General features: G+C 63.5%; 35 protein-coding genes. 12 read left to right on the top strand and 23 right to left on the bottom strand.

Going from position 1 to position 22660, the window contains the following annotated elements; genetic code table 11:
- The 14 genes from NO931_RS20120 to NO931_RS20055 form a co-directional block, all read right to left on the bottom strand.
- Positions 1 to 2373, bottom strand: a 2373-nt coding sequence (locus NO931_RS20120) for a phage/plasmid primase, P4 family (protein WP_256394152.1), incomplete at its 3' end; no start/stop codon positions are given.
- Positions 2366 to 2629, bottom strand: a complete 264-nt coding sequence (locus tag NO931_RS20115) for an HNH endonuclease (protein WP_256394092.1) — start codon at positions 2627 to 2629, stop codon at positions 2366 to 2368. The genes NO931_RS20115 and NO931_RS20120, both read right to left, overlap by 8 nt.
- Positions 2630 to 2843: 214 nt before the next feature.
- Complete coding sequence (locus NO931_RS20110; RefSeq protein WP_256394091.1) at positions 2844 to 3218, bottom strand: hypothetical protein; 375 nt, start codon at positions 3216 to 3218, stop codon at positions 2844 to 2846.
- Entirely contained in the window at positions 3215 to 3784 is a 570-nt protein-coding gene (locus tag NO931_RS20105) for a hypothetical protein (protein WP_256394151.1), read from the bottom strand. Before NO931_RS20105 ends, NO931_RS20110 begins: the two co-directional genes overlap by 4 nt.
- Complete coding sequence (locus NO931_RS20100) at positions 3781 to 4077, bottom strand: hypothetical protein (protein WP_256394150.1); 297 nt, start codon at positions 4075 to 4077, stop codon at positions 3781 to 3783. Before NO931_RS20100 ends, NO931_RS20105 begins: the two co-directional genes overlap by 4 nt.
- A complete protein-coding gene (locus NO931_RS20095; protein WP_256394149.1) occupies positions 4074 to 4457 on the bottom strand; it encodes a helix-turn-helix domain-containing protein in 384 nt (127 codons plus the stop codon). The genes NO931_RS20100 and NO931_RS20095 overlap by 4 nt, the downstream gene beginning before the upstream one ends.
- The gene (locus NO931_RS20090; RefSeq protein WP_256394148.1) at positions 4450 to 5031 is read right to left on the bottom strand and encodes a hypothetical protein; all 582 of its coding nucleotides are present in this window, start codon (positions 5029 to 5031) and stop codon (positions 4450 to 4452) included. The genes NO931_RS20095 and NO931_RS20090 overlap by 8 nt, the downstream gene beginning before the upstream one ends.
- Positions 5031 to 5300 carry a hypothetical protein gene (locus NO931_RS20085; RefSeq protein ID WP_256394147.1) on the bottom strand — a complete coding sequence of 90 codons (270 nt, stop codon included), beginning with the start codon at positions 5298 to 5300 and terminating at the stop codon, positions 5031 to 5033. Before NO931_RS20085 ends, NO931_RS20090 begins: the two co-directional genes overlap by 1 nt.
- Positions 5293 to 5496 carry a hypothetical protein gene (locus tag NO931_RS20080; RefSeq protein ID WP_256394146.1) on the bottom strand — a complete coding sequence of 68 codons (204 nt, stop codon included), beginning with the start codon at positions 5494 to 5496 and terminating at the stop codon, positions 5293 to 5295. The genes NO931_RS20085 and NO931_RS20080 overlap by 8 nt, the downstream gene beginning before the upstream one ends.
- Positions 5489 to 5956 (bottom strand): hypothetical protein, encoded by a 468-nt coding sequence (locus NO931_RS20075; protein ID WP_256394145.1) that lies wholly within the window; start codon positions 5954 to 5956, stop codon positions 5489 to 5491. The genes NO931_RS20080 and NO931_RS20075 overlap by 8 nt, the downstream gene beginning before the upstream one ends.
- The gene (locus tag NO931_RS20070; protein WP_256394144.1) at positions 5949 to 6359 is read right to left on the bottom strand and encodes a DUF6378 domain-containing protein; all 411 of its coding nucleotides are present in this window, start codon (positions 6357 to 6359) and stop codon (positions 5949 to 5951) included. Before NO931_RS20070 ends, NO931_RS20075 begins: the two co-directional genes overlap by 8 nt.
- Positions 6352 to 6768 (bottom strand): hypothetical protein, encoded by a 417-nt coding sequence (locus tag NO931_RS20065; protein ID WP_256394143.1) that lies wholly within the window; start codon positions 6766 to 6768, stop codon positions 6352 to 6354. Before NO931_RS20065 ends, NO931_RS20070 begins: the two co-directional genes overlap by 8 nt.
- A 126-nt stretch (positions 6769 to 6894) precedes the next feature.
- Positions 6895 to 7641 carry a DNA polymerase sliding clamp gene (locus tag NO931_RS20060; protein WP_256394142.1) on the bottom strand — a complete coding sequence of 249 codons (747 nt, stop codon included), beginning with the start codon at positions 7639 to 7641 and terminating at the stop codon, positions 6895 to 6897.
- A 184-nt stretch (positions 7642 to 7825) separates the two neighbouring features.
- On the bottom strand, positions 7826 to 8005 hold the full coding sequence (locus tag NO931_RS20055; protein WP_256394141.1) for a hypothetical protein: 180 nt from the start codon (positions 8003 to 8005) through the stop codon (positions 7826 to 7828).
- Between the two features lie 128 nt (positions 8006 to 8133).
- Here NO931_RS20055 and NO931_RS20050 point away from each other — a divergent pair, with 128 nt between their 5' ends.
- Both NO931_RS20050 and NO931_RS20045 read left to right on the top strand, forming a co-directional pair.
- The gene (locus tag NO931_RS20050) at positions 8134 to 8316 is read left to right on the top strand and encodes a hypothetical protein (RefSeq protein WP_256394140.1); all 183 of its coding nucleotides are present in this window, start codon (positions 8134 to 8136) and stop codon (positions 8314 to 8316) included.
- 316 nt (positions 8317 to 8632) lie between these two features.
- Positions 8633 to 8911: a winged helix-turn-helix domain-containing protein gene (locus tag NO931_RS20045; protein ID WP_256394139.1), complete on the top strand. Its 279-nt coding sequence runs from the start codon at positions 8633 to 8635 to the stop codon at positions 8909 to 8911.
- A gap of 16 nt (positions 8912 to 8927) precedes the next feature.
- Here the strand turns inward: NO931_RS20045 and NO931_RS20040 are convergent, their stop codons facing one another.
- From NO931_RS20040 to NO931_RS20025, 4 genes are all read right to left on the bottom strand, one after another.
- Positions 8928 to 9098, bottom strand: a complete 171-nt coding sequence (locus NO931_RS20040; RefSeq protein WP_256394138.1) for a hypothetical protein — start codon at positions 9096 to 9098, stop codon at positions 8928 to 8930.
- A 289-nt stretch (positions 9099 to 9387) separates the two neighbouring features.
- Positions 9388 to 9621, bottom strand: a complete 234-nt coding sequence (locus NO931_RS20035) for a DUF7389 domain-containing protein (protein ID WP_256394137.1) — start codon at positions 9619 to 9621, stop codon at positions 9388 to 9390.
- Entirely contained in the window at positions 9618 to 9878 is a 261-nt protein-coding gene (locus NO931_RS20030; protein WP_256394136.1) for a TCP-1/cpn60 chaperonin family protein, read from the bottom strand. Before NO931_RS20030 ends, NO931_RS20035 begins: the two co-directional genes overlap by 4 nt.
- A 1-nt stretch (position 9879) precedes the next feature.
- Positions 9880 to 10461: a hypothetical protein gene (locus tag NO931_RS20025; protein WP_256394135.1), complete on the bottom strand. Its 582-nt coding sequence runs from the start codon at positions 10459 to 10461 to the stop codon at positions 9880 to 9882.
- Positions 10462 to 10705: 244 nt separating this feature from the next.
- Here NO931_RS20025 and NO931_RS20020 point away from each other — a divergent pair, with 244 nt between their 5' ends.
- From NO931_RS20020 to NO931_RS19975, 10 genes are all read left to right on the top strand, one after another.
- Positions 10706 to 10933 carry a helix-turn-helix domain-containing protein gene (locus NO931_RS20020; protein WP_256394134.1) on the top strand — a complete coding sequence of 76 codons (228 nt, stop codon included), beginning with the start codon at positions 10706 to 10708 and terminating at the stop codon, positions 10931 to 10933.
- Complete coding sequence (locus NO931_RS20015; protein ID WP_256394133.1) at positions 10923 to 11081, top strand: hypothetical protein; 159 nt, start codon at positions 10923 to 10925, stop codon at positions 11079 to 11081. The genes NO931_RS20020 and NO931_RS20015 overlap by 11 nt, the downstream gene beginning before the upstream one ends.
- Positions 11078 to 11263, top strand: coding sequence for a hypothetical protein (locus tag NO931_RS20010; protein WP_256394132.1), 186 nt, complete (start codon positions 11078 to 11080; stop codon positions 11261 to 11263). The genes NO931_RS20015 and NO931_RS20010 overlap by 4 nt, the downstream gene beginning before the upstream one ends.
- Entirely contained in the window at positions 11256 to 11480 is a 225-nt protein-coding gene (locus NO931_RS20005; protein WP_256394131.1) for a hypothetical protein, read from the top strand. The genes NO931_RS20010 and NO931_RS20005 overlap by 8 nt, the downstream gene beginning before the upstream one ends.
- A gap of 3 nt (positions 11481 to 11483) precedes the next feature.
- Positions 11484 to 11780: a hypothetical protein gene (locus tag NO931_RS20000; RefSeq protein WP_256394130.1), complete on the top strand. Its 297-nt coding sequence runs from the start codon at positions 11484 to 11486 to the stop codon at positions 11778 to 11780.
- The gene (locus NO931_RS19995) at positions 11781 to 11951 is read left to right on the top strand and encodes a hypothetical protein (RefSeq protein ID WP_256394129.1); all 171 of its coding nucleotides are present in this window, start codon (positions 11781 to 11783) and stop codon (positions 11949 to 11951) included.
- Positions 11952 to 11958: 7 nt separating this feature from the next.
- Positions 11959 to 12342, top strand: coding sequence for a TFIIB-type zinc ribbon-containing protein (locus tag NO931_RS19990; RefSeq protein WP_256394128.1), 384 nt, complete (start codon positions 11959 to 11961; stop codon positions 12340 to 12342).
- Between the two features lie 451 nt (positions 12343 to 12793).
- Positions 12794 to 13675 (top strand): AAA family ATPase, encoded by an 882-nt coding sequence (locus tag NO931_RS19985; protein ID WP_256394127.1) that lies wholly within the window; start codon positions 12794 to 12796, stop codon positions 13673 to 13675.
- A 72-nt stretch (positions 13676 to 13747) separates the two neighbouring features.
- Positions 13748 to 13999 carry a ribbon-helix-helix domain-containing protein gene (locus NO931_RS19980; RefSeq protein ID WP_256394126.1) on the top strand — a complete coding sequence of 84 codons (252 nt, stop codon included), beginning with the start codon at positions 13748 to 13750 and terminating at the stop codon, positions 13997 to 13999.
- 69 nt (positions 14000 to 14068) lie between these two features.
- Positions 14069 to 14923 (top strand): helix-turn-helix domain-containing protein, encoded by an 855-nt coding sequence (locus NO931_RS19975; RefSeq protein WP_256394125.1) that lies wholly within the window; start codon positions 14069 to 14071, stop codon positions 14921 to 14923.
- A gap of 265 nt (positions 14924 to 15188) precedes the next feature.
- On the opposite strand, the gene NO931_RS19970 is transcribed toward NO931_RS19975, so the two are convergent.
- The 5 genes from NO931_RS19970 to NO931_RS19950 all read right to left on the bottom strand — a co-directional run bounded on the left by NO931_RS19970 (position 15189) and on the right by NO931_RS19950 (position 22627).
- Positions 15189 to 17420 carry a hypothetical protein gene (locus NO931_RS19970; protein WP_256394124.1) on the bottom strand — a complete coding sequence of 744 codons (2232 nt, stop codon included), beginning with the start codon at positions 17418 to 17420 and terminating at the stop codon, positions 15189 to 15191.
- A 76-nt stretch (positions 17421 to 17496) separates the two neighbouring features.
- The gene (locus tag NO931_RS19965) at positions 17497 to 19563 is read right to left on the bottom strand and encodes an autotransporter outer membrane beta-barrel domain-containing protein (RefSeq protein WP_256394123.1); all 2067 of its coding nucleotides are present in this window, start codon (positions 19561 to 19563) and stop codon (positions 17497 to 17499) included.
- A gap of 55 nt (positions 19564 to 19618) precedes the next feature.
- Positions 19619 to 20776 (bottom strand): hypothetical protein, encoded by a 1158-nt coding sequence (locus NO931_RS19960; RefSeq protein ID WP_256394122.1) that lies wholly within the window; start codon positions 20774 to 20776, stop codon positions 19619 to 19621.
- A gap of 1 nt (position 20777) precedes the next feature.
- On the bottom strand, positions 20778 to 21386 hold the full coding sequence (locus NO931_RS19955; RefSeq protein ID WP_256394121.1) for a hypothetical protein: 609 nt from the start codon (positions 21384 to 21386) through the stop codon (positions 20778 to 20780).
- Entirely contained in the window at positions 21383 to 22627 is a 1245-nt protein-coding gene (locus tag NO931_RS19950) for a hypothetical protein (RefSeq protein WP_256394119.1), read from the bottom strand. Before NO931_RS19950 ends, NO931_RS19955 begins: the two co-directional genes overlap by 4 nt.
- Positions 22628 to 22660: the final 33 nt, after the last annotated feature.

Here is a 22660-nt window from a genome sequence, read left to right as displayed (position 1 = left end):
GTGGTTCTTGCCGTCGATTTTCTTCTGGCCGGCAGAGATGCTCCGCTGGTTGCCCATCTTACGGGAGAAGCCGCTCTGCGTATCCCATTCGGGCTCTTTGTCGATGTCGTCGGCGTAGGCCTGCGCGAGCTCGTGGAGGTCGGCTTTCTTGACCGTGTCCTCCTTGTTGCCGGTGACCATGAGACAGTGGTGGGTGAACCGGTCGAGCACGCCCCCGAACGCGTCGCAGATCTCCTTCTTGCCGTTGATCGAGCGCTCGCCGGTGAACTGCCCCTGATCCAGCAGCCGGTTCAGCCCCTCGAGCATCCAGTTGAGCATCCCGGACCGCTCGTCAGCCAGCTTGTCGAGGAGGTCCTTGTCCTGGTCCTCCGGCGGGACCGTGTTCGGGAAGCGGACGAACAGCAGCCGGTTGTAGAACGCCTCGTCAGCGTTCTCGACAGTGGGCACTTCGTTCGTGCTGAACATGAACTTCTGCGTGACGACGAAATTGAACTTGGTTTTGCCCTTGAACTCGGCGCTGATCTCGTCCTCGCCGCCGGTGAGTTCCTTGAACTTCTGGATGTTGCTCAGGCCGCTGGGGGTCACCTCGTTTCGGATGTTGACGATGTTGCCGAACAGCTGCGCAGCCCCCCAGCGCGTCTGGATCAGTTCGTGCAGGCTCTCCGCGGCGACGTTGTCGCCACCGATCACTTGCTTGATGGCCTTCAGCGCCGTGCCTTTACCGGAGTCAGTCGGGCCGACGAAGAACATCGCCTTCCCGAAGTCCTGCGAGTGATGCCAGAGAGTGTACCCGGCGTATTCCTGGAGCTTCTTGCGCTCGACCTCGGTGTCGATGCTCTCCTCGACGAACTCCTCCCAGCGCGGGCACTCCGCATCCGGATCGTGCTCAGTCGGGATCTTGGCGAGCGCGTAGTGGTCGGGTCTGACAGGCTCGACGTCGAGGTCGCGCAGGTCGAGCAATCCGCTCTCGGTGACGATCGTCCCATCGGGGGCCCCGAGCTCCTCTGGCTGCTTCGTCCGGTCCATCCGGACCTGCTCTTCCAGCTCAGCCGTGACGCGTTTCGAGAACGCCGAGTTAAGCCCCTGGCCGCCGATCTCACGGAGTCGTTGCCTTCCGTCGTCACGCCAGACGCCGTCGTTGTAGCTATACAACGGGCCCTTGAACTGCGCGAGGACGTTGTCGTTGTCCGTCTTCTTCGCCAACTCCCAGACGTAGTGCGCCTTCTCGGGCGTCCGGATGTCTCGGATGCCGCCGGTGAGCTGCCCATCCTCGTCGTAGCCGAGAGTGTGGAGCGGGTCGTCGACCGCGAGCTTGATGACGTCATGTGGCGCCAACGACCAGTCGTCGCCGGGGCTCGTGGTCGTCTCGGGCGACGCCGTGTCGCTCGTTCCGCTGGTGGTCTTCGTCCCGCCATCCGACATGGCCTGCCGCGCCGCACTGGAGGCGTCCCAGCCGTGCTGGCTGGCGTGATACACGAGGGTCCCGATGTCGTAGTTGTAGTTGCCCGCGTCGCTGACGATCCGGTCGGCCTGCTTCTCGGCCTCGCTGTCCCACTTCGTCCCGCCGTTCGACCACTGCCTGAACAGCGCTTTGCCGCGAGATTCGCCGAAGTGGTTCGACAACGCCATCCCGATGTCCCGCCACGTCGAGTAGGAGACGTCGGGGTTGATCTCGTCCAGCGCCTCCTTCGCGAGATCTTCGTCCATCCACTCGTCGCGATCGCCAGGCTGGCCGGCGCTCGATCCGTCTGGCGCATCGTCCGGGTCGACGTCGGTCTCGTTGTCGAACGGATCCTCGCCGGTGATCGCCTTGTAGGCCTCGAGCAACCACTCGTCGACCCACTCGCCGTAGTCGACGACCTCCTCGCCGGAGTTCTTGAGCGTGTCACCCGTGAACGTCGAGAACTTGTTCGTCAGCGCCTCGACGCCCTCGTGCTCGTCATCGCTAAAGTGCTGGTCGGTCCACCACTCCGGCGGCTCGAAGCCGGCGATCGGGATGTGGATGCCTTCGCTCGACGGCGAGAACTCCATGTAGGCGTCACGGTCAAAGAACGGCTGCAGTGACGGCAGCCACTCTTTCGGCCGCCCCTCGTCGTTGACGCAGCCGTCCATGTCGATCACACCGTACAGCCCGCGGGCGTAGTCGTCGTTGTCGCTGGCGTTTACGTATCCGATCCCGGCATCGCTGACCATGCCGGCGCCGTCGACGACCTCGTCGAACGACATCCACTCGTCGGGGTCGGACCACGCAGCGCCGTAGTCGGCCGCCGGCGAGGCGAGTGGCTTGCGCGGCTTGTCCGCGGAGGCGTTCCAGTAGAGCCACTGATCACGCTGCGTGAGCTCGTCCGGGATGTTCTCAAACTGCTCACTCATCGCTCCCACCCCGCTGCTCTGCCTCTTTCACGACATCAAGCGTGGGCTCCTGTCGGTTGTAGACCGTTTCCGGGTCGTCTTCGACGCCCAGATCAGCGTAGAACTGGTCGTCGTACAGCATTTCGAGCTTCCGGTGGCAGGTCGGGCAGACGGTGACGAGGTTCTTGTCCCGGTCAGATCCGCCGTGTCGTTTCGGGACGATGTGGTGCTGGTCGAGCGCCTCCTGTTCACCGCAAAAGTAACATTCGTCACTCACGCGCCAAACACCCCGGAAACCGACACCGGCGGCTGGTATACGCTACTCCTGTCGTAACTGCTATTAAGCTGGCTTGCGAAGGTCATCGTACTGGTGCGGAAACGCCAGTCTGCGACCGTGTCGTCAGCACGGTCGGATTCTGGACTGGCGTTTGACTTGTTCTTAGTCGATACTCCGCGCTTCGGAACGCTGGTCCCTAAATCTTCGGACTGGATCATATCGAACCACCGACATCGTTCTCGACGTAGTGCGGCCCGTGCGAGTAGAGATACGCTCTCGTGGGGCCGTGTTCGTGCGTCTGGCCGTTGTAGACCGTCGCGACGTACTCGTCGCCGAAGTCCGGCCCGTCGCTGCCGACGATGAACACCACGAGGTACTCCTGGTTGTGGTGGTAGACGCGGACGCGCTTCGGCGGATCAGTGTGGAACGTCTCGACAACGGCCGGGTGCTGGATGTCCTCGCCGCGATCCCACGCCACCTCGGGCTCGACCGCGTCGTCGGGCAGGCGCTTCTCGTAGCGCCCGCGGGCGTGGCCCGTCATCGGCGGCAGCGTGGTGACACCGCCGCCGGTGTCGTACTTCGTGCTCATCGCCCCACCTCGTCGAGTGATTGCTGGTCTTCTGGCAGCTCCTCGTACTCCGCGAACGGCGTTTCGTCGGCGGGCTTCAGCAGCGCGATCGTCGGCATATCGCCCTCCGGTAGCTCCTCCTCGGCGCCGAACACTTCCTCGAACCACTCGCGATCGACGTCCGCCTCTTCGGTTCCGAACTCGATGACGAGATCGTCGCCGGCTTGCTTCCGCGATCGCGTTGATTTCATCCCCTGGAGTTCGCCGTCGACGACGCGGATCCACGGGCGCCCGCCGACGAAGATCGGGCGCAGGTCAGCGACGAGGTCGCCGTCGGCAGCCTCGAGGATGTCCCAGAGCCGCTGGCCGTTGGTGACCTCGTAGTGCGCGGCCGCGTCCCGCTCGAACTCTTCGCTCCAGCAGGCGTCGCAGTAGTATTCGAGGCGGCTGCGCCCGTCGAAGTTCTGGGCTTCGCGGTCCCAGAACCCCCAGCGGACGATCCGTGGCAGTCGGTCACCGCCGCCGATCTCCTCGCCGCACTCGTCACACTCGATCCGGTTGCGACGGGCGAGTGCTGTTCGTTTCACGACTGATCACCTGCCTGATCAGCATCGTCAAACCAGCCTTCTGGGTACAACGCTGTAACCTCCTGCATACCCATGATGATGGTCCCGATCATCCCGCCCGTCTCGCACAACGGGCAAGTGTCGTCATCAAGCGATTCGATCGGGATGTAGTGCGAACAGTGACGGCACTTGTAGCCACCGCCCATGCCTACGTACTCGTCGGCATATCCGAGAGTGCCGACAGTATCCATCCCTGCGACGAGTTCTTCTCGCACCCATCCGTCTGGAACCTCCTGCTCAGCACCGTCGCTCATGCCACCACCCCGATCGTGATCGCGGCGAGCAGTAGTAGTCCGACGGCCAGCATCAGCACGCCGGCGGCGACCGGCGTGATCTGGCCGCGGTCGGTGTCCTCCTGAGTCTCACACAGACGGTAGCGTGTGATCCGCCCATCGTCGGGATCCTGGACGTGTTTGACGATGCCCAGATCGGCCAGCTTCCGCAGCGCGCGCGAGATTTGCGCGTCCGAAAGCGGATGTGCTTCGTGACGAAGCTGGCGCTTGGACAGCGGTTCATCTGCAGCCTGGATCGCTTCGGCGACCTGAGCTTGATTCGTGATTCGGTCGAACGGCTCACGGTGCTCGTGACGGTCGGCGATCGTTGCGGCAAGCCCGTCGCTTGTGGAACTACTCATCGACGTAGACCTCGCGGAGTTCGTCGATGTGCTCCTGGAGGAGGTCGTCCTCGAGGAGCTGCCCGGTCTGGCCGCGAAGCCCGAGCTGCCAGAGTAGGTCCTTCGTTTGCTTCATCCTGGTTGAGGCCAAGCGCCTGTGGACGTTGAGCAGCGAGTCCTGACGCTCGACAGTGTTCAGCACCTCCGCGAGCGTCCGCGGGACCGGCGAGTCGGCGACGATGTCGCGGCCGTCGCGTGCGAGCCAGTCCGGGTGATCGAGATCTTCGCTGTCCTCGCTCGGCGTCTCGGGATCCTCGTTAAGGACGTGACTGGCCTCGACGAGCCGGCCGTACGCGGGGCCGACGTGCGGCGCCGGGCCGCCCTCGTAGACGTCGAACGTCCGCGCGGAGCCTGCCGGGTGGCCGGGTTCGAGCTCGACGCTGCGGGAGCGCCACACGTCGCCGGTCGGTGCCTGCCACTCATCTTCGTCGATCGCGGCGACCTCGAACGGCGACGCCCACTCGTACTGCTCGGCTTCGAGTTCGACGTGCTCGCCTTCGTGGACGGTCAGCAGCGCCTCGACCGGAGACTCCATCAGGCGTCACCTCCGGTCGGACCCACGTCGTCGGGATCCATCGCGAGCAGGTGGTCGCGCGTCGCCAGCGTGTCGGTACCCTTCGGCGGAGTGTGTTCGCCCGAACAGAACGAGCACTCCTTGATGCCGTCGGCGAGCACGTCAAGGCGCTTCTCGCGGTAGCCCTGCGACTGCTCCAGGCGGTGGCAGTCCTCGTCGGTGTGATACCGCCGGTTCGACGACGCCGCGCGTGGCGCCGCGATCACGAAGACGGTCTTGGCGTCAGTCATCGGCATCACCTGCAGATTTCGCCCCGGCGATCGTCGCGGTGATCACAACGCAAACGGCCAGCGAGGGCAGGTACCACCACTCGGGATCAGCGGGCAGTGTCCCCAGCACGTTCATGGCGCCGGCGACCGCCAGTCCCGTCACGAAGCCGAAGGTCCACTGCCAACCTCCCCACTCGATGACCAGGGTATCAGTCATCCTGATCACCCGACGCCCGTTTGTCGAGATGCTGGAGAGCCCGCTCGGCGATGTAGGTTATTCTCGTCGCGTGGTGCCGGTACCACGGCGACAGATCGTCGACCGGGACCGTATCGTGTCGGACCCAGATGGCGACCGGATACCCCCGTTCGCGCGCCCACATGACCTCCATCGGTGTCCCGATCGAGCGGACGCGCTCGTAGCCGACCAGGACGGCGTCGCTCTCGCGAAGTAGTCGCTTGTCCTCTTCGACGATCTCGTCAACACTGACGACGTTGCTGTCTGAACCGGATTCGCCGTCGACGACCGCGAGTTCGTCGGCTGGGACGTTGTACTTCCCGAGCGGGTTGCGAAACTCGTACTTGTCGCCGAAGACATCGATCATCTCGTCGCGCCATTCGGCGCCGCCGTCCTCGAGGCTCATCACGGGCCCGGCGAGGTAGATCGTCGTCTCACTCATCGCCATCACCCACGTCGTCGGGGAGATGTTCGTCTTCGTACGCGCCGCGTTCGAGCTCGTCGAGCGACGCCTCGCCGCGGGCGACCGCGCAGGCCGCACCGATCCCGGCGTAGCCGGCGGTGTCGCGCAGATGGTCGACGTCGAAGGTGCCGACCGAGTGGCGACTCATCTTCAGGAGCGCCATCATGAACGCGACGTCGGTGCCGGTGAGGCGCTCGTCGTCGTCGAGCGTGCCCTGGCCGCGCAGGAACCAGGTCCAGCCGGCGGCGATGTGCTGCTGGTTCTCGACTGCGTCGCCGTGGGTGTCGCGATCGTCGTTGATCAGGTCGGCCGTGTCCAGCAGCAGCGAGGCAGCCATCTCGTCGCCGGACGGCATCTTCCGGTTCGTCGGCTCGTCACTCATCGCTCTCACCCCGCAGTTCGGCGTAGGCGAGCAGTTCGCCGATCTCGTGCGGCAACTCCTCGCCGGCGTGCTCCAGTTCGCGCATACTGAGCAGCGAGTTGATCAGCTCGCGCTCGTACCACTCGCACTCGCGGACGTCGATCGGCTCGCCCGGCTCGGCGGTGGTGATCGTTTTGAGGGCTCGCCAGAACGCCGCCGAGGGGTCGGTCTCGTCGGTGTTCCGTGTGTCGACGTCTTCGGAGTTCCAGACGCCCTGGCCGCGCGTGTTCTGGTAGATCGGATACTCGGCGACGAACTCGTCGAACTCGTCGCTGGCGTACCGTTTCCAGAGGCCGACCGTGCCGACCGGGTCGCCCACCTCGAAGTGGTAGACACGGCGCGGCTCGCCGTCGAGAGACGGGAGGTACATCACTCGTCACCTCCGTCGCGGTCGATCGCGGCGTCGAGCGTGAGCTGTCCGTTCGGCGTGTCGCCGGTGAGGCTCTGCTGCGCGCTGTCGAAGGTGGCCTGGTTGGTGTTGCTCATGTCTGACACCTCAGTCGTTCTGGATCCGCGGGGCGAGCATATTCACGACCTCGACGCCGCCGTCGGCCAGCGAGTAGCGCAGCTTGATCGGCAGTTCGTCGCCGACCCGGAGCGACACTTTGGTGTCGCTGCCGATCGGGCCCTTCATGTCGCTGAGGTAGTCGAGGCTGAACAGCGAGCTACACTCGTCGCCCAGCTGGCCGGAGGGGAGGTCGTCGCGCTCGACGGTCACGTCGACGTCGTCGGTGTCGCCCTGGGCGCTGAAGACGAGCTTATCGTCGGCGACGCCGTCGACGCTGATGTGGTCCGAGCACAGGTCGGCGGCGCGGACGGCGCGATCGAGGTGATCGCCCTCGAAGACGTACGTCCCGCTCAGGTCGAGGTCGGGGATGTCGGGCTCCTGGCGGATCGAGTCGGGGTCGATCAGCGCGAGGGTGTACTCCAGGCCGCCGATCTCGATGTCGAGCTTGCGCGTTTCCTCGTTGAGTTCGAAGTGGACGACCTGGCCGGACTCGGCCATCGACAGGACGTCTTCGAGACGTTCGAGGTTGACGCCGAGGACGCCGCCGGTGGCCTCGTAGGACTCGAAGGCGCTGGCGTCGAGCTCCATGTCGACCATGCCGACGTTGGCGGCGTCGACGGCGCAGATGCCGATGCCGTCGTCGTTGAGTCGGATCTTGCACTCGTCGACGAGTGCGGAGACCGGCTCCAGCGCCTTGGCGAGCGTGTCGCCGGCGATAATGGCGGAGAACGCCATTAAACTCGCACCTCGGTTACTTCGACCGAACTACTAACTTTTAGGTCTGTGCTGCGCGTACCGTCGTGCGGGTCCATATTGTTGTGGCCCGTGAGGCTCTCGTGTGCCATGGAAGGTTGCGTGAGGGCCGCCGCCTGCGTGCTCGGGCTCGATTGGTACCCGTGACCGAGCACGCAGAGAGCGGTTAGTTGTCTGTGGTGTCGCTGCCGCCGGATTCGGCGTTGAGGCGTTGGCGGCACGCCTCGCGGATCCAGCCTGATATCGAATCGCCGTACTCCAGCCGATCCTTGATGTCTTTTTTCATATCCGGCGGCAAGGATGTCTTCGCCTGCTCGCTCCCCTGACTATCTGGCTGGCTACTCATGCGACATCACCACGTTTGGGTTGGTGGTACATAATGGTTGTGCCACTGTCCTATAGTCCCTCCTTACCATCTTACCACACGTCCCAACGACCCACATACTTATGAAGGCTGATTCCCATGTTCCCACCATGGAAAATAGACAAGACATCACGGTCCCGATGCCCGGCGCGATGAAGGAGGAGATCACGGAGGAGTTGGAGTACGGCGACACCATGGCTGAGTGGATCCGCGAAGCGATCCGGATGCGGCTCGACGCCGAGTCGGAGGAGAGCGTCGAGACTGACGGCGGTGAGCCTCTTCTTGCGGACTGATTCCGCTTTGTTTGCGGCGCTGATTGTGGATAGATCATAGACTGTTAGGTGTTGGTGTCTGGGTAGTAAAAGCGCCAGCCATCCCCGGAGTGAAAGTGAAACTGAAGCGCTGCTTACCTAATTCTCCTGACTGTGTCCCCTGTGGCGTGACCACATGGCTATTAGCCATACTTGCCGAATTATTGCCGAAATGGCATAAGTTTGACTTCCCAAATGGGACTGTAAGAACCCCTATCGGGAATTGTAAGTTCCCAATTGTCTTTATTCGGGAGAGAGCGGTATTGTTATGCGAGAATCGGGTGACGAGGAAACACAAATGCATCGGCAAATCGAGTGGCTCACTCGGGCCGATGTAACCATTCTCGAATTTTTACATGCTGCTCGCGACACGCGCGGCAACCCTGCGATCCAGTCGCCGGCGATCATCTCGGACAACACGGGCCTGTCGCGCAAGCACGTCGGCAACCGCTGTCGGCATCTCGCTGATCACGATCTCGTCGAGAAGGTCGAGCGCGGTCGCTATCGACTTGCAGACAAGGGAGAACGGTTGATGTCGGGTCGGATCCAGCCGCGGGACTTGAACAGAAACGTTTAGATGCCGTAAGCGTCGCCTACCGCCGAATCTCGGCGACAGTGTCGCAGGTGATCCACTGCTCGTCCAGGCTGTCGACGGCGAAGATTGTCAGCCCGTCGCCGTTGATGGCGGCTTCGTACTCCATCGCGTAATCGTCGGCCTCGGCGGCGCGGTCGACGAACGGCGCGAGCGGGTCGACGTCACTCATCACAACCACCCGCCTGATCTTCGCGCGCGTTTGCTCCCCGTTCCGGCTCGTCGAACTTCTCACGGTAGTGAGTGACGCAAAGGGGTCGGCCATCCTCTGCGCAGCGGTAGATTTTCTTGTAGCAGGCGGCGCGACTACATTCAGGCGCGCCTTTTAGCCCGACCGGCATCAGACACCCACCTCGGTTCGGAGCACGGCGGCGTCGCAATTGTCACAGTCTGCGTAGACTGCGTCGGACACGTCGAGGTTTCCGTGCTCGCACTCGGGGCAGGCGATGCGTCCAGTCCCATCACTCGGCATCTCGATCACCCGGCTGGAGCTCGCGGAGCTCGTCGCCAGTCTCGTGGAGGTTCTCGATCGTGTCGTTCAGCCGCTCGACGACGTCGTCGGGGTCGTCGCCCTTGACCTTGACTTTGATCCGGTCCTCGTCTCGCGTTCCAGAGCCGCGCTTCACCTGGGTTTCGACGCGGATCTTGTCCGCACTTTCCGAGATGTTCCGCTGGACGTGGTCCTCGTCGCTCATAGGTCCTGCACCCCCGTGCTCTCGCCGCCACCGAAGTCCGCCGGCTCGGAGCGCTTCGGCGTGTCTCGGAACTCGCCGGTGCGCTGTCTGTTTTCGATCTCCTCGGCGGCCTCGCGCAGCGCGTCACGCACGGCAGTGGGATGCACACCGGCGTCGATCGCGTCGAAGGCGTAGTCCGCGACGAAGTCCTCGACGTCAGATCCGCTGTCCGGCTCGTAGTTGACGCCGGGCGTGCGGCGCATCGACTCGTCGCTCATCTTACCGCACCTCCTCGACGTCGAACTGCTCGAGCTGGTGGATCGCGCCGACGCCGTGGCCGAGCTTGATCAGCGACGAGCGCATCGCCTCGCGGTCCTCGATCGCGAGGCCGACCAGGCGCTTGCCGGGCTTGTCGATCGTCGGGTCGTAGACGAGCACGCCGCCGTCGACCTCTTCGGTGTCGTAGCCGAACGTGGCGGGCGGCGTCGAGGCCGACATCGTTCTCGTGCCGCCCTCGCCGTCGGCCATCGCGACGCGGGGCTCGCCGGCGACGTGCTGGCCGAGCTGCGGATCGACGGCGTCGAAGTTGACCCAGCCGGGGATCGTGCGGCGGCCGGTCGCCATCCGGACGCGGCGGATGTGCTTGCAGGTGCTCGCGCGGAACTGGTGATCCTTGCAGCCGCAGTGCGCTTCGTCGCCGGCGAGGTCGACGACGTACGTCGAGCCGGACTCGGTGGTGACCTCGTACATCTCGTCGTCGTCGGCGACCGGGCCGACGTCCTCGAGGACGGTCATGCACTCGGTGAGAGCGCTGACGTCGCGGGCGTCAAGGTTGTCGTGCTGTGCGTCAATCGTACCCATTTTCTGGGTGGGGGTCGTAGCTGCCATCGTCCTGTATATGGGACACAGGTCGGGTGCTGGAACACCCGGCCGAGATCTGGTTTTGATCCCGGCCTCCCCGTGTCTACTACCCACTTGTGGCTATACCACTATAAAACTTGTGTGCGATCTACACCACGCACTCCGAACTACGTAGTCGTTACCCCAAAGTTGTAAGTACGACGGAAGCATATACGCGTGTGAGGTGATGAGTATACAGACACCAATGCTATCCCCGGACCAACTGAGCCCGTCCGACGAGGAGATCCTCGATGTCCTCCAGGGCGGCCGAGGTACAGCTCCGTACATCGCCGACGAGATCGACTCGTCGAACGGCCATGTCCGCAACCGACTGCGGCGGCTCGAAGAGCACGACCACGTGACGCGTGTGTACGAAGGACTCTACGAACTCAAGACCGACCCGCGCGAGGAGGGTGATCTGGATGCCTTCTGACGGGATGCGCTGCCACGAGTGCGAGCGCACGCACACGGACTGGGAGAAGGACGGCGAACACGCCGTCGATGACGGCACCCACGCCGGGATCGTCGAGCGCTGGAAGTGCGGCAAGTGCGGTGCGATCACGGAGGGCGGTCGCCGATGAACAAGAAGATCCGCAACATCGCCAGTACGGTGATGGTGCTCTGGCTGGGCTACAAGCTCGGCCAGCTCGTCCAGACGTGGTCGATGATCCGGATGCCGATCGACGAGTACCACGACGTTCGGATGGAGATCGAGAAGCGGCTCGAACGAATCGCGGAGTTACAATCACGAGATCATGACTGAAACAACTGAGACCGAGAGCGGCGGTGCTGAGCAGAATGAGACTATCGTCGATCCCGAAAACTTCGACGAGACGATTCGGATGGAATGCCCCGAATGCGGGTTGAGCGGTGATGTTCCTGACGAATGGAAGGGTCTCCAGATCGAGTGTAAAGAGTGCGACGAGCGGTTTACTGTCCGACCAACGGAGCCGGGCACTGACCAAATCGCAGAGAAATAGATCATGACTGCGCTAGACAGAGACCGTCGATCGGAGATCGCCCGCGAAGCACTCGACGTCGGTATGGACGACCCGTACTGGCTCTGCAACCTCAAGGGCCGGGTCAACACCGACGACATGCAGCGGACGGCAGAACAGCTCCGCGAGGACGCCGAACTGATCGAAACGGCCCAAGAGAAGATCGACGACCGAGAGTGGACTGCCGAAGAGGCCGCGCTGTACATCGCCGAGAACGCGAACCTTGGGGACTACGAGACGGACAGCTACCTGTACGACAGCATCCCGATCACGGAGGAATAGATGATGAGCAACGCAACCGCCGGAACGTTCGAGGGTTGGGACTGTCCGTGCGACGCCGACCAGCCGGACCCCGAGCGTCTGTACTGCGAGGACTGCATCGAGCGGATGGGCCGAGAGATGGCCGAGGAGCTCGCCGAACAGCACGACGAGACCGCGAACACCGCGAAGTAGACATACCATGCAACAGACAACCGACCGATCCTGTCCCAGTTGCGGCGGCGATCTCGTGCCATCGGAGGCGAGTGACGCGACCGCCGAATGCGAGCGGTGCGTCTACTTCGAGCGTCCAGAACTCGACGTCGTTCTGCCCCCGTGCTGGAAAGAGGATTCGGAGCCGGCCGCCCGTGGCGTCGATCAGTTGTTCGTCCACCTGGACGGGCCGGGCTTCATCGGCGTCGACGGGGACACCGCCGAGCTCGTTACGGCCGACCTCGCGAAGGGCGAGGAACCGGACCCGGTAGAACGGGACGCCACCGAGCAGAACGTCCGAGACCTTGCGCAATCGTACAACGACCAGTTTTACGGCGAAAACAACAGCGCGATCGAAAACACCCCGAAGTAACACATGAAGGTAGTCGACCGACGCGCACGGTTCGTGTGCAACGATTGCGGGCGCGATTGGGTCCAGTACACCCACGACGAGAAAGACGTCCCGTGCATCCGCTGCGAGAGCGATAACATCGAGGAGAGAACCGGAAACTAAGCCCTCGAGGATTCTTGCGGCGGTTTGCTCCTTTTGATGCTGCTCTCGATTACCCCAACTCAGTGATCGACCGGCCGCACCGCAGGACGGCGCCATGATGATCCGTTTCCGCCGACTCGTGTTAACCAACACTGCCGGGTGAGCGCACCAGTCTGTTGGTTAAGACCGAGCGGCGTCAGTACGATCCAGAGTGATATCACTCCGATGTCGCCGATAGCAGACTGATATCAGAACGACATCGTTCTGCGGTCGGCGTCTGACGTAGCTTTTTGAGGCCACTCTGCAATCACCGTGATATCACGTAGATACCATGGGACGCATCAAGGAGATCGCGGAGGCGACGGACGCGGAGCTCGACGAGTACCTGGCCGAGCAGGGCTGGGCCGATAACCCGTTCGCCGGCGAGGCCGGCCTTGACGAGTACGTCCTGCCGAGCGAGGAGGACATCGCCGACATCGCGGCGGCGATCCGCTCCTACACCGGGCCGGTGCTTGTCCACTCTCACTACTCGGGCGTCGGAAAGACAACGCTGCTGCGCGTGCTCCTGGCCGAGTACGCCGACGAGTACCAGACCGTCCACGTCGGCGAGCACAACGTGACGCCGTACGAGCTCGCGTCGATCGTCGCCGACGAGATCGGCGTCGGCAAGAGTTCGTCGACGAAGCTGACCGAGCAGAAGATTCGCGACGCCGACCTCGAGGAGCCGGTGCTGCTCGGCATCGACGAGTTCGGGCTGAACGATCCGGACACGCTCCACGTCATCCAGTTCTTGAACGACCTCGAAGACGTGAAGGTGATCCTGACCGGGATGACGTCGCAGTGGGAGGCGATCGGCCAGTTGGGCAGCGAGGGCCGGGCGTTCCAGCGCCGCGTCAGTTACCAGTTGCAGTTGTCGCCGCTCGATCGCCACCAGACCGCGGAGCTTGTCCAGCGCCGGCAGGCCACTGCGCTCGGCCTGGACCACGACGAGTACGCCGGCGTCGACGTCGCCCCGTTCACCGAGGCCGCGCTCGACGAGATCTACGAGCGGGCCCAGGGCGTCCCCGCGGTGATCACGGCGGCCTGCGCGGAGCTCGTCGGACTGGCCGCCTACCGCTACGCGAACGGCCTCGGCGCCGAGATCGACACGGACCTTGTCGACGCGGTCGAGTTCGCCGACCCGCTGGTCGAGGGCAAGGAGATCGCAGAATGATATCAGAACGACCTCGGAGCGACATCGCCCGATCGCAGATTGACTGCAGAACGAACCCAGAGTGATATCAGTATGACGCCACGCCGGAAGATCACGGACGAAGCCGAACAGCAGACGCAAGAGCAGGCCGACCGGGCCGAGGATCACGACGCCGGCGATCAGGAGGACGTCGAGCGCGAGCAGTTGACCCAGCGGATGCCGGAGGACCTCGTCGAGGACGTCGACGAGATCGCCGATCACCTCGGTATGAGCCGGAACGCGATGATCAACATGATGTGCCGCCGGAGTATCAGCGAGATGCGCGACGAACTCGGGTTTGGGTGAGTTGTATCTATGGATGCAAAGCTATAAGTGGGCTGCTGTTGTATCTATAGGTACAGAGGAAGACAGACCATGTCCGAACACACCACCACCGCCGACGACTACGACATCGACCCGAACGAGATCGACTACCAAATCAAGTGCCGCTGGAAGGACTCGACGAACAACCGGTCGAACTACCTCGCGCAGATCGAGGGGTCCGACATCTGGGTGGCGTGGCGCTCGTGGCAAACTGGCCCGAACGAGAGCGCCCACTCGATCAAGGGCATCGGGCGGCTGTCGCTGACCGGCATCGACCTCGACGCCAGCTCGATCGCCGAGTCGATCCGCGAGGGCGCCGAGCGCGATCAGCGAGACGACCGTGATGAGTGGGGCAAAACCGATCGGCGGCTTGAGGACCTGCGTGACGCCGCCGATGCCGTGGCGGCGAACTTAGTCGAAGAATGGCGCCGTGGCTGCGAGGAAGTCGTCGGCGACAACGTTTACGAGGGCGTCGCGGCCGTCGACGGGACGACCGCGTGGGCGAGCCACGTCGAGGAGGCACATTACCACGAGACCAAGTACGCGCTTGCTGACGCCAACGTCGACGAGGACGAGCACGGCCGCGTTCGCGACGTCGCCCGCTCGGCCCTCTCGGATGTCGTGCGCGAACGCCGCGATCAGCACCGCCGCCCGCACCTCGAATACGAGGCCCGGCTGGAGTTCGACGCCGAGGCGTGGGAACTGCGCGCGATCGAGCTCGAACAGCAGGGCGTCCTCAAGAATAAGCCGGAGCTGGCGAAGACGAAGGCGCTCCTCGAGGCCGGGCACGACTACCGCGAGATCGCCGACCGGCTCGACAAGTCGCCCAGCACTGTCTCGCGCCAGGTCGGCCAGATCGAGGAGTGGGAGAGCCGCTCGGAGTGGACGGTCGAGAACCACGCCTGACTCTCTGGCTCTGTCTTGGAATCGATATACCGAATAACGGTTTATAGAAGCTTCTACAGCGGAAACAGCGGGGCCGAGACGCCGGTTCGGGCGGCTCGAACCCGGGGTAAACGCCGCCTGATCAGGCCTCCAGACGCCGCGGATCGGCATCTCTGCCGGTCTGGTGCCAGAACTCAGGATTATTCAAGTAATTCGGTCAGATAGGCCGCGCGTAACATATTCATAGCAGAAAAAGAGAGCAGCCCTTCATAGACTTTTGGCGACGTCAGACGCGTCGCGAGAGTGACGAGAACCGCTCGTTGATCTCCGTGATCACGTCTTCGACCGGGCGCCGAGAGCCGCCCGTCGTCACGATCTCCTCGGGCGCACCCTCGACTTGTCGCGTCTGGATCGGGACGTCGATCGGGAACTCCTCGACGATCAGCGCATCTGTCACCGGCGGCAGGTCGGCGTCTGGCGGCCACGTCGCCGTCACCTCGTGGCGCGGTTCCTTGCCCGTCTCGACGATCCGCATCGCCGCCTGGCCGCACGCTCGATCGGTCGTCAGACCTGTGATGTCCTTGACCTCCGTGTTCGCGTCGGCGGGATCAACGTCGCTGAGGATGTACTCGCCGCGCGTCTGGAACTCGTAGTCCACACGGTAGGTCGCGTCGTCGACAAGGTCGCCGTCGGCGAGCGCCGTGATCGTGCCGTCGCGATGGGAGATCGTGTAGTCCTCGCCCTGTTCGTACGTCTCTTGGGTGTCGGGGTTATAGACGTCGACCGTGCCCTCAGAAAGGCGCTTGTGCTGCAGCGAGACCGGCGTCCCGTGGTCGGCGGTGATCTGCTCGCGCCGGACGGTCTGATTGCTGCCGTAGACGATCGCACGCTCGATCGGATCCCTGGTCGTGACCAGTTCGAAGTCCGCGAGCGATGCGTCGACGGTCGTGGTGCGCTGTTCGCGACGTGTCCACTCGACGTGGCCGCCATCGTCGTCCAGCTCGAACGCGAAGACGAAGTCGCCCAGCCGCTCGGCGAGCTCGCGCAGGACATCGACGAGCCGGGCGTCAAACGATCGATTTAGCACCAGCGGCATGTCGTCGAAGTAGCCCGTCAGCGTGAGCGACGAGACGCTCTGGCCCTCGTAGCCGTACCGCGGTGTGGCGCTCTGGGCGTTCTGGTCGAGCGGCCGGCGCGAGAGCGTCAACTCGGCCTGGATCGATCCAGTCCGCGAGTCGAAGTCCGCGGTGACCGTCTCGCTGTTCGACGCCGTGACCAGCGCGTCGTCGCCGTCGTTGGTAATGCCGACGGACTGCTCACCGTCGACGTGGTCGAACGCGGTCGTGAGCTCGCCGCCGGTCACGCTCTGGACTGTGGTGGCGCGATCGAGACGCGTCGGCTCGACTGGATAGAGCTCCGGGCCATCCAGGAACCCGCCCGGCTCGTGGACCTCCGTGTCCCACGTATACTCGTATCGCATGTCGGCGAGTGCGACGACGTCGATCCCGTACTCCGTGCCGCTGGACGTCGTGCCGCGGACGATGAGCGTCACCGTCTCGCCAGCCGGCAGGTCCGGGCCGTCGTACGGACTGCTACTGCGCGAATCACTGGCGGCGTCGAACCAGCCCCGCTGAACGCCCTCGCCGCCGGAAAAGCTGAACAGCGTGTACTCGGCCCCGCCCACGTCCAGGATGATATCACAGGCGTGCACGTCACTATCATTGACCTCGAGGAGCTGGACGCCGACGGCCTCGCTCGGGATCGTGTACTCGGGTGTGAAGTCCCACTCCAAGTAGTGGGTGCTCTGCCGGATTTGCTCGATGAATCCGCGGCTGTATTGGTCGCTATCATCCGCACCGCTGTCTTTTCGGTCGGCGTCTTCGGCCTCACTCACGAAGCACGATTGTTGCTGCTGCAGCTGGCCATCGACGATCTCGAGCGGTCGGGTGGAGAGATCCACCGACTGCGTCACGGCAGCCCAGTCGGCGTCCGTATCGACATCCTGAACGACGTCCTCCGTTTCGGTCGTCACCGGGACGTCGACGTGCGCCGCGTAGTCCGTCTCGCTGGCGATCAACTCCTCGGCGGCCACGTGGACGGGCTTGCTCTCGAACTCAGTCTCGACGCGCTCGCGGAGCTGTTCGCCACCACGCGTGACGAGTACCGTGCGCCCGGGGCGTTGCTCGACGTCCAAGAGGACCTCAGCAGGCTGGCGCTCACCGTCCAGCCACACACGTACGGGCGCCAGTTCGAACGCGTCAGCCTGCCATTTCGTGCTCTTGCTCACCGGGATGCGGATCCGCGGGAGGCCGTTGACACGCGGGACGACCTGCGCGCCGTCGTCGAGGATGCTTGGTGTGTGCGTCGCCCCCGACGGGTGGTCGATCTCGACGTACCAGCCTGACGCCGGAACGCGAGTGCTCGAGAGCTGGTCGATCCGGCCGTCGATTCCGTATGTGCCGCCGTCCTCGCCGCCGTACGTCGCGCCGGCGCGGCCGCCGTAGGTGAATCCGGTCATGGGTCTGTTGATTACTAAAAACGTGTCAGGTCGCGCAGGTCATCAGGCGCCAGAGTGGTAAGTACAGGTCAGCACGTCACACCCAGCTTCCGTTGACGTACCAGTATTTCGTGCTGTTCGTGGTGTCGTAGACCTTCACACCTTCTCGGCCGTTGCCGTTCCAATCGCCTCCAGAGGATGGGTCACCCGAGTTCCGCCCGACACCGTTGATGAGGGTACGTGTTCCTCCGTAGTTGAGAGATCCAGCACGCCCCCACCAGACGGTGTCCACTGGACTGCTACCGATCGCAAGATCACTGTTCGTGTTCGCCTGGGCAATGCCGAAGAGCACGTTCCGTGTCGCGGACCCAGTTACGTCAACACCGTCTCCTCCGTTACCGACTGCAGCGACATACAGTGTGTTATTGTCCGCGTTTGCAACGTTTTCAGCGATGCTAACGCCTGTCCCAGAACAGTTATTGGCCCGGATGCGGCCGGACATAGCGGCCCAGTCGGTAATGTCGATGCCAGCCCCAGCCGAATAGACGTCAACGTCCAAATTCGCACCGACTTGTTGAGTATCATACCCGAGGTTGACAGCAATCGTGCTTGCTTCTGTCTCGTAGTATCCTCGAAGCGTAAGGCCATCAAACTGATTGGCAACGTTCGGGAGCATCTTTACTGCGTTATCCCCTGCGCTAACGACGGTCCCCTCAATAGTCAGATTCTGAATTGGGTTACCACCGACACAGCGAACCCCGACACCACTCACCCGGCCGGACAGACCGGTTGCTGTGACGCCGTTCGAGTTGCCCAGGGCGGTACGTGACGTATATCTACTCCCGCTATCCCCACTGATATTGAGGACCTGATCAACAGATGCATCATCAGCTGCAGACACTCCTTCAACAACGGTCCGAGGAGCTTCGTTTAGGTCGATCACCGACTGCGAGAGGTTCTGGCCAGTCGTCGCTTCCAGAACCACGTCTGTGCAGCGAGCGTTTAGATCTATAGTTTCTTGGCCGTTGGCACCATGCGTCCCGATAAATTGGCCTGACTGAACGCCCTCGGCGATAATCGTCGCACCGTTTGAGTCAAGCGACCGAGAAGAGGCTCCGAAGGAGAAGGCGTGACGATTATCAACGAACAATATCCCTCCGTTCACATCGTGTAACTCGCCTGATTCTTGGATGTATCGTGGATTGTCTCCCCCGAAGAACACCACATTCTGCGGAGAAGGATGGTTTGTTGCGTTACCGTCAATGATGCCGCGATTGATGACAGAGACGTTATCGTAGCCGTTTGAATAGAGAACAAAGAGATGATCGGTGCCCTGGTCGTCAGTATGGAGTGTCGGAGAGGCGCTGTCTTCCACCTTGATTCGCGCCCCCTTTTCGATGACGACTGTGATATCACTCGTCCCGATCTCCAGCCGGTCGCTGACAAAATAGTCGGTATCGGCGTCAAAGACCACCGTCCCAGGCGTGCTCAGTTCCGAATTGATCTCTGACAGGCTCGCACCTTTGGGGATATGGCGAACGTTGTTTAGATCCTCTGTACTGACCTCCGAGAATGCCACCTCAGAGCTGACACGTCGGTCGCTGATATCGCCGGCTGTGATCTCGCTTGCGCCTGCTGGCACCCACACCTCCGCCAGCGGCACCGCCTCCGTCGCCGACAGGTCCGGCGGCTCGGGATGGTACGTATTCCGCCCCGTCTCGCCTCGAGGACGGGCCTCACCAGGCACGCCCTCCGCGACGGTCGGTGTACCAGCGCTGTCGATGTAGACGATGTCCTTTCGTGGGTGATCGGCGTCTGCCGTCGGGATCGTCACGGTCGTCGACGCGATCGACGCCGACGAGCCATCGATCAGCACAGCGCCGTTGGCGACCGCGACGTCCATCCCGGAGCCGGCGGTGACCTCGCATCCGCTCCCGTCGCTCAGGACGACGCCGTAGCCGTCCAGCAGCTTCGTCAGTGAGTTGATGTCCAGTGCTGCCGCGCCGTTCTCGTTTTTAACATCGAAAGTCATGTCGGGGTCAGTGTCGTCTGAAGTCGTTGGTTGACTGCTGTCGTTTCTCGTCCCGCTACAGCCCGCCAAGGAGGCAGAAGCGCCCAGCGCCGCGAGCATCTCGCGGCGAAGAACTGTCGGGCGGTCGTCCATATTCTGCCTGTCTGGCGGTTGGTAATAAGCATGGTGTCAAACGCGTGGTCGGCCCCTACCGGCGGACGTCATCCCGCGAGACCAGGCCCTTCGTCTCGCCCGTCGCGACCAGCGTCGACGCCGCGATCGGGTCGAGCCAGTCCACGATACCCGACGGGGTCGCTGGCCCATTGCCATCCTCGTCGATCTGTGGGTTGTCGAACAGCACGGCATCGGCGCCACGCGTGACGATTGCGTCCAGGGCGAACAGATCCGACCCGGCCGAGAACGTCAGCTGGGCCTCGGCGCGGACCATCCCGATCTCGACGACGTCGACGTCGAACAGCGACCAGGCCGAGTCGTTGGTGAGCGAGACGCTGGTCCAGGACGAGCTGCCGGCGTCCCACTCTTCGGCGGCGATCGTCTGACCCACCTCGTCGAGCTTGAGGCGGAGGGCGCCGGAGTCCAGAACGATCGCGTCGTCGAAGTCATGCTGTGGCCGAGTGACGACCATCCACCGACGTTCGCCGTTGGTATCGTACTTGCTCGCGAAGCCTCGCGTATCGTAGACGCGCTGGCCGACGCTGACCTCATCTGCGTAGTCGAGGTCGTAGATCAGCGTCGGGTTCGACGCTCCGACCGCGGCCTCGCCATCGGCGAGATTGTAGTCGTCGACCTCCCCGAACTGCGCGGTTCGCGCGGCGACCGCCGACGCCGGCGCGCGGTCGCGCGTCTCTTCGTTGAGCCACTGGACTTTGGTCGCGACCGCCGGCAGTGACACGACCGCCGCGGTGCTGTTGCCCCACTGCTCGTCGTGCTCAACCTGCGACTCCGAGGCCCGCAGCGCTCGCCAGTCGTCGCCCTTGGTCCCGGCCTCGCGGATCGTCCCGCCGACCTGCTGGACCTCCTCGGACCGCGTGTTCGCGCGTGCGAACGTCCCGTCCTCGAGGACGTAGTAGCCGTCCTCCGGCGCTTCGGCGTTCGGCGTACAGTAGACGACGGGCCCAAACTGCGGCGCCGCGAACAGTTCCTCGATCTCCGAGGCGACCATCTCCGCGTACGTCCCCTTGACCGTCGCTTCGAGTCGCCGCTGGCCGGGATCGAGCGACAGCGACTCCACACTTGACCCGCCGGAGAGGATCCCCAGCGCAGCGAGGTTGGTCGTCGACGACGACTCGCCAGGCCGTTGGCTGTCCGCTCCGATGCGGACGTGATGCAGGCGCTTGTCGGGCATGTTATCGATCCTCCTGGCCGCCGGAGCCGAGCGCTTGGTCGAGGCTGAGCGTCTCGACCCACGTCACGGAGCCCGAGTAGATGCTGGACTCCTCAGTCGAGTCGAACAAGGCGTTGGGGTTCTCCGGGACGACGTTCAGCGGGCCATACCGCGTCTCGGCGTCGCTGCTGTACTCGCTGACCTCCAGCACGGCCGGATTCTTGCTGTCGATCGTCGCCGTCTGCAAGTATCTGTCAAAAACCGCCATCTGGGCGTGGACGTCCTCGCCGGTCGCGTCCGCCGGCGTGCCGCCCTCGCCAGTGTTGCCCCACTGGTGGGGCGAGCCAGTGTAGCCGGCGAAGTCGATCGTGATCGCGTGGACGCCGCCGCCGATGTCCCAGCTCAACTCCTGGCGCAGCCCCTCGCCGTCGATGTCCTCGTCGCTCTGCTGGCCGAACCAGTCGAGCACCGTCGACGCGATCACCGGCGTGGTGCCCTCGCTCTGGAAAAACTCCTGTGTGCGCGTCTCGAACTCAACGAGGACGTTGCTCGGGAAGACGAACGTCCCCGTGACGGTCTCGCCGGCGATCTGGGCGTTCGAGATCGTCACCTGGGGTTTGACCCACGTCATCGGCGACCTCCTTGGAGCCCCTTTTCGAGCTTCTCGACCCGCTGTTTGAACTGCCGGAGATCGCGGTTGAGCTTGCGCTCGACCGACGAGAGGTCGGCGTTGATGTTCGCCGTGTAGTCGACCTTCGTGTCGCCACCCGACCGGTCGCGCGCCTGGTTGGAGGTACTGGCGTTGCCACTGCTTTTGTTGCTGTCCGACGACGGCATCGAAGAATCGTACCACTCAGCGATGTCTTCTTGGCTGGGCGCGCGACTGCCGTAGTCCGGGATGTCGACCGATGCCGCGTCGGCTTTCGCGTCTGCGATCTCACCGGCCGAAGGGCCGCTCTCAAAGCCGTCGACGTTGTTCGGTCCGGGGCGGTTCGTGTCTCGCCAGACGTCGCCTTGCTCCTCGGTCCGATCTGGGTCACCACGGGCAACCTCATTGGCGGTCGGGCTTTCGTTGTCGAAGACTTTGTCCGAGAGGTTGTAGTCGTCGACGAGGATCTTGCTGAGTTTTACGGTGCCCAAGAACGTCGCGAGCGTGGCACCTCCAACCGCGAGCGGAACAAGTAGCGATCCCATGCTGACAGTCCCCAGCAGCCCACCTAACGCCGTCCCACTCAACGACCCAGAAATAAGCGACCCGATCGAGACGCCGCCAGCGATGAACGCTCCTAACCCGACGCCGGTTTCGACGAGGTCCGGAAGCGGCACAGGGCCGGCGACGAGATCGCCAAGATTGTTGAGGGGGCTAATGATGTCTGACGCGGCGACATCGCCCTCGAGCAAGTTCTTGACTATGATCCCTCCGGTGACGAGCGTCCCCGCTCCGACGGCACCCTTGAGGAGCGCTGACGCAGACACTCTCGTCACCAGCGATGTCAGACTCGCAGGCGCAATTAGCGAGGCGATGCTCGTTCCAGAGAACAGCGTCGCGACGCTGCCAAGGGTGAGCAGGTCACCGACAGCGCTGCCGCCTCCTCCGCCACCGCCACCGGAGCGTTCGGTGGCGTCGAGGAGCTCGGAGAGCATCACGTTGCGCTCCTGGTCCAACTGGACCGTCTCTTCGAGCGTGTCAGCCCCTCCGAGCGAGCCGCCGGCGGCAGCCGCGGCGACACTCATACCGCCCTGCTGGCCGCCGCGTGGGCCATCCGTCTCCACGTTGATCGTCGTACTCAACTCGCGTTGGAGCTGCCGGCTCGCGCTCTGAAGCGACGAGTCGCTGAACGACAGCTGTGCCTCTGTGGAAAATTCTGTCATGGTTATCGTTGTCCGTCTGAAAAGGGCGCCTGC

The sequence above is a fragment of the Natronoarchaeum rubrum genome (assembly GCF_024494695.1).
This window is presented reverse-complemented; position numbering and strand designations above follow the sequence as displayed.

Excerpts from the sequence above, each read along its gene's own strand:
- NO931_RS20110 (WP_256394091.1), bottom strand. The coding sequence starts at position 3,218 with ATGAGCACGAAGTACGACACCGGCGGCGGTGTCACCACGCTGCCGCCG.
- NO931_RS20100 (WP_256394150.1), bottom strand. The coding sequence starts at position 4,077 with ATGAGCGACGGTGCTGAGCAGGAGGTTCCAGACGGATGGGTGCGAGAA.
- NO931_RS20095 (WP_256394149.1), bottom strand. The coding sequence starts at position 4,457 with ATGAGTAGTTCCACAAGCGACGGGCTTGCCGCAACGATCGCCGACCGT.
- NO931_RS20090 (WP_256394148.1), bottom strand. The coding sequence starts at position 5,031 with ATGGAGTCTCCGGTCGAGGCGCTGCTGACCGTCCACGAAGGCGAGCAC.
- NO931_RS20085 (WP_256394147.1), bottom strand. The coding sequence starts at position 5,300 with ATGACTGACGCCAAGACCGTCTTCGTGATCGCGGCGCCACGCGCGGCG.
- NO931_RS20080 (WP_256394146.1), bottom strand. The coding sequence starts at position 5,496 with ATGACTGATACCCTGGTCATCGAGTGGGGAGGTTGGCAGTGGACCTTC.
- NO931_RS20075 (WP_256394145.1), bottom strand. The coding sequence starts at position 5,956 with ATGAGTGAGACGACGATCTACCTCGCCGGGCCCGTGATGAGCCTCGAG.
- NO931_RS20070 (WP_256394144.1), bottom strand. The coding sequence starts at position 6,359 with ATGAGTGACGAGCCGACGAACCGGAAGATGCCGTCCGGCGACGAGATG.
- NO931_RS20065 (WP_256394143.1), bottom strand. The coding sequence starts at position 6,768 with ATGTACCTCCCGTCTCTCGACGGCGAGCCGCGCCGTGTCTACCACTTC.
- NO931_RS20060 (WP_256394142.1), bottom strand. The coding sequence starts at position 7,641 with ATGGCGTTCTCCGCCATTATCGCCGGCGACACGCTCGCCAAGGCGCTG.
- NO931_RS20055 (WP_256394141.1), bottom strand. The coding sequence starts at position 8,005 with ATGAGTAGCCAGCCAGATAGTCAGGGGAGCGAGCAGGCGAAGACATCC.
- NO931_RS20050 (WP_256394140.1), top strand. The coding sequence starts at position 8,134 with ATGGAAAATAGACAAGACATCACGGTCCCGATGCCCGGCGCGATGAAG.
- NO931_RS20045 (WP_256394139.1), top strand. The coding sequence starts at position 8,633 with ATGCATCGGCAAATCGAGTGGCTCACTCGGGCCGATGTAACCATTCTC.
- NO931_RS20040 (WP_256394138.1), bottom strand. The coding sequence starts at position 9,098 with ATGAGTGACGTCGACCCGCTCGCGCCGTTCGTCGACCGCGCCGCCGAG.
- NO931_RS20035 (WP_256394137.1), bottom strand. The coding sequence starts at position 9,621 with ATGAGCGACGAGGACCACGTCCAGCGGAACATCTCGGAAAGTGCGGAC.
- NO931_RS20030 (WP_256394136.1), bottom strand. The coding sequence starts at position 9,878 with ATGAGCGACGAGTCGATGCGCCGCACGCCCGGCGTCAACTACGAGCCG.
- NO931_RS20025 (WP_256394135.1), bottom strand. The coding sequence starts at position 10,461 with ATGGGTACGATTGACGCACAGCACGACAACCTTGACGCCCGCGACGTC.
- NO931_RS20020 (WP_256394134.1), top strand. The coding sequence starts at position 10,706 with ATGCTATCCCCGGACCAACTGAGCCCGTCCGACGAGGAGATCCTCGAT.
- NO931_RS20015 (WP_256394133.1), top strand. The coding sequence starts at position 10,923 with ATGCCTTCTGACGGGATGCGCTGCCACGAGTGCGAGCGCACGCACACG.
- NO931_RS20010 (WP_256394132.1), top strand. The coding sequence starts at position 11,078 with ATGAACAAGAAGATCCGCAACATCGCCAGTACGGTGATGGTGCTCTGG.
- NO931_RS20005 (WP_256394131.1), top strand. The coding sequence starts at position 11,256 with ATGACTGAAACAACTGAGACCGAGAGCGGCGGTGCTGAGCAGAATGAG.
- NO931_RS20000 (WP_256394130.1), top strand. The coding sequence starts at position 11,484 with ATGACTGCGCTAGACAGAGACCGTCGATCGGAGATCGCCCGCGAAGCA.
- NO931_RS19995 (WP_256394129.1), top strand. The coding sequence starts at position 11,781 with ATGATGAGCAACGCAACCGCCGGAACGTTCGAGGGTTGGGACTGTCCG.
- NO931_RS19990 (WP_256394128.1), top strand. The coding sequence starts at position 11,959 with ATGCAACAGACAACCGACCGATCCTGTCCCAGTTGCGGCGGCGATCTC.
- NO931_RS19985 (WP_256394127.1), top strand. The coding sequence starts at position 12,794 with ATGGGACGCATCAAGGAGATCGCGGAGGCGACGGACGCGGAGCTCGAC.
- NO931_RS19980 (WP_256394126.1), top strand. The coding sequence starts at position 13,748 with ATGACGCCACGCCGGAAGATCACGGACGAAGCCGAACAGCAGACGCAA.
- NO931_RS19975 (WP_256394125.1), top strand. The coding sequence starts at position 14,069 with ATGTCCGAACACACCACCACCGCCGACGACTACGACATCGACCCGAAC.
- NO931_RS19970 (WP_256394124.1), bottom strand. The coding sequence starts at position 17,420 with ATGACCGGATTCACCTACGGCGGCCGCGCCGGCGCGACGTACGGCGGC.
- NO931_RS19965 (WP_256394123.1), bottom strand. The coding sequence starts at position 19,563 with ATGGACGACCGCCCGACAGTTCTTCGCCGCGAGATGCTCGCGGCGCTG.
- NO931_RS19960 (WP_256394122.1), bottom strand. The coding sequence starts at position 20,776 with ATGCCCGACAAGCGCCTGCATCACGTCCGCATCGGAGCGGACAGCCAA.
- NO931_RS19955 (WP_256394121.1), bottom strand. The coding sequence starts at position 21,386 with ATGACGTGGGTCAAACCCCAGGTGACGATCTCGAACGCCCAGATCGCC.
- NO931_RS19950 (WP_256394119.1), bottom strand. The coding sequence starts at position 22,627 with ATGACAGAATTTTCCACAGAGGCACAGCTGTCGTTCAGCGACTCGTCG.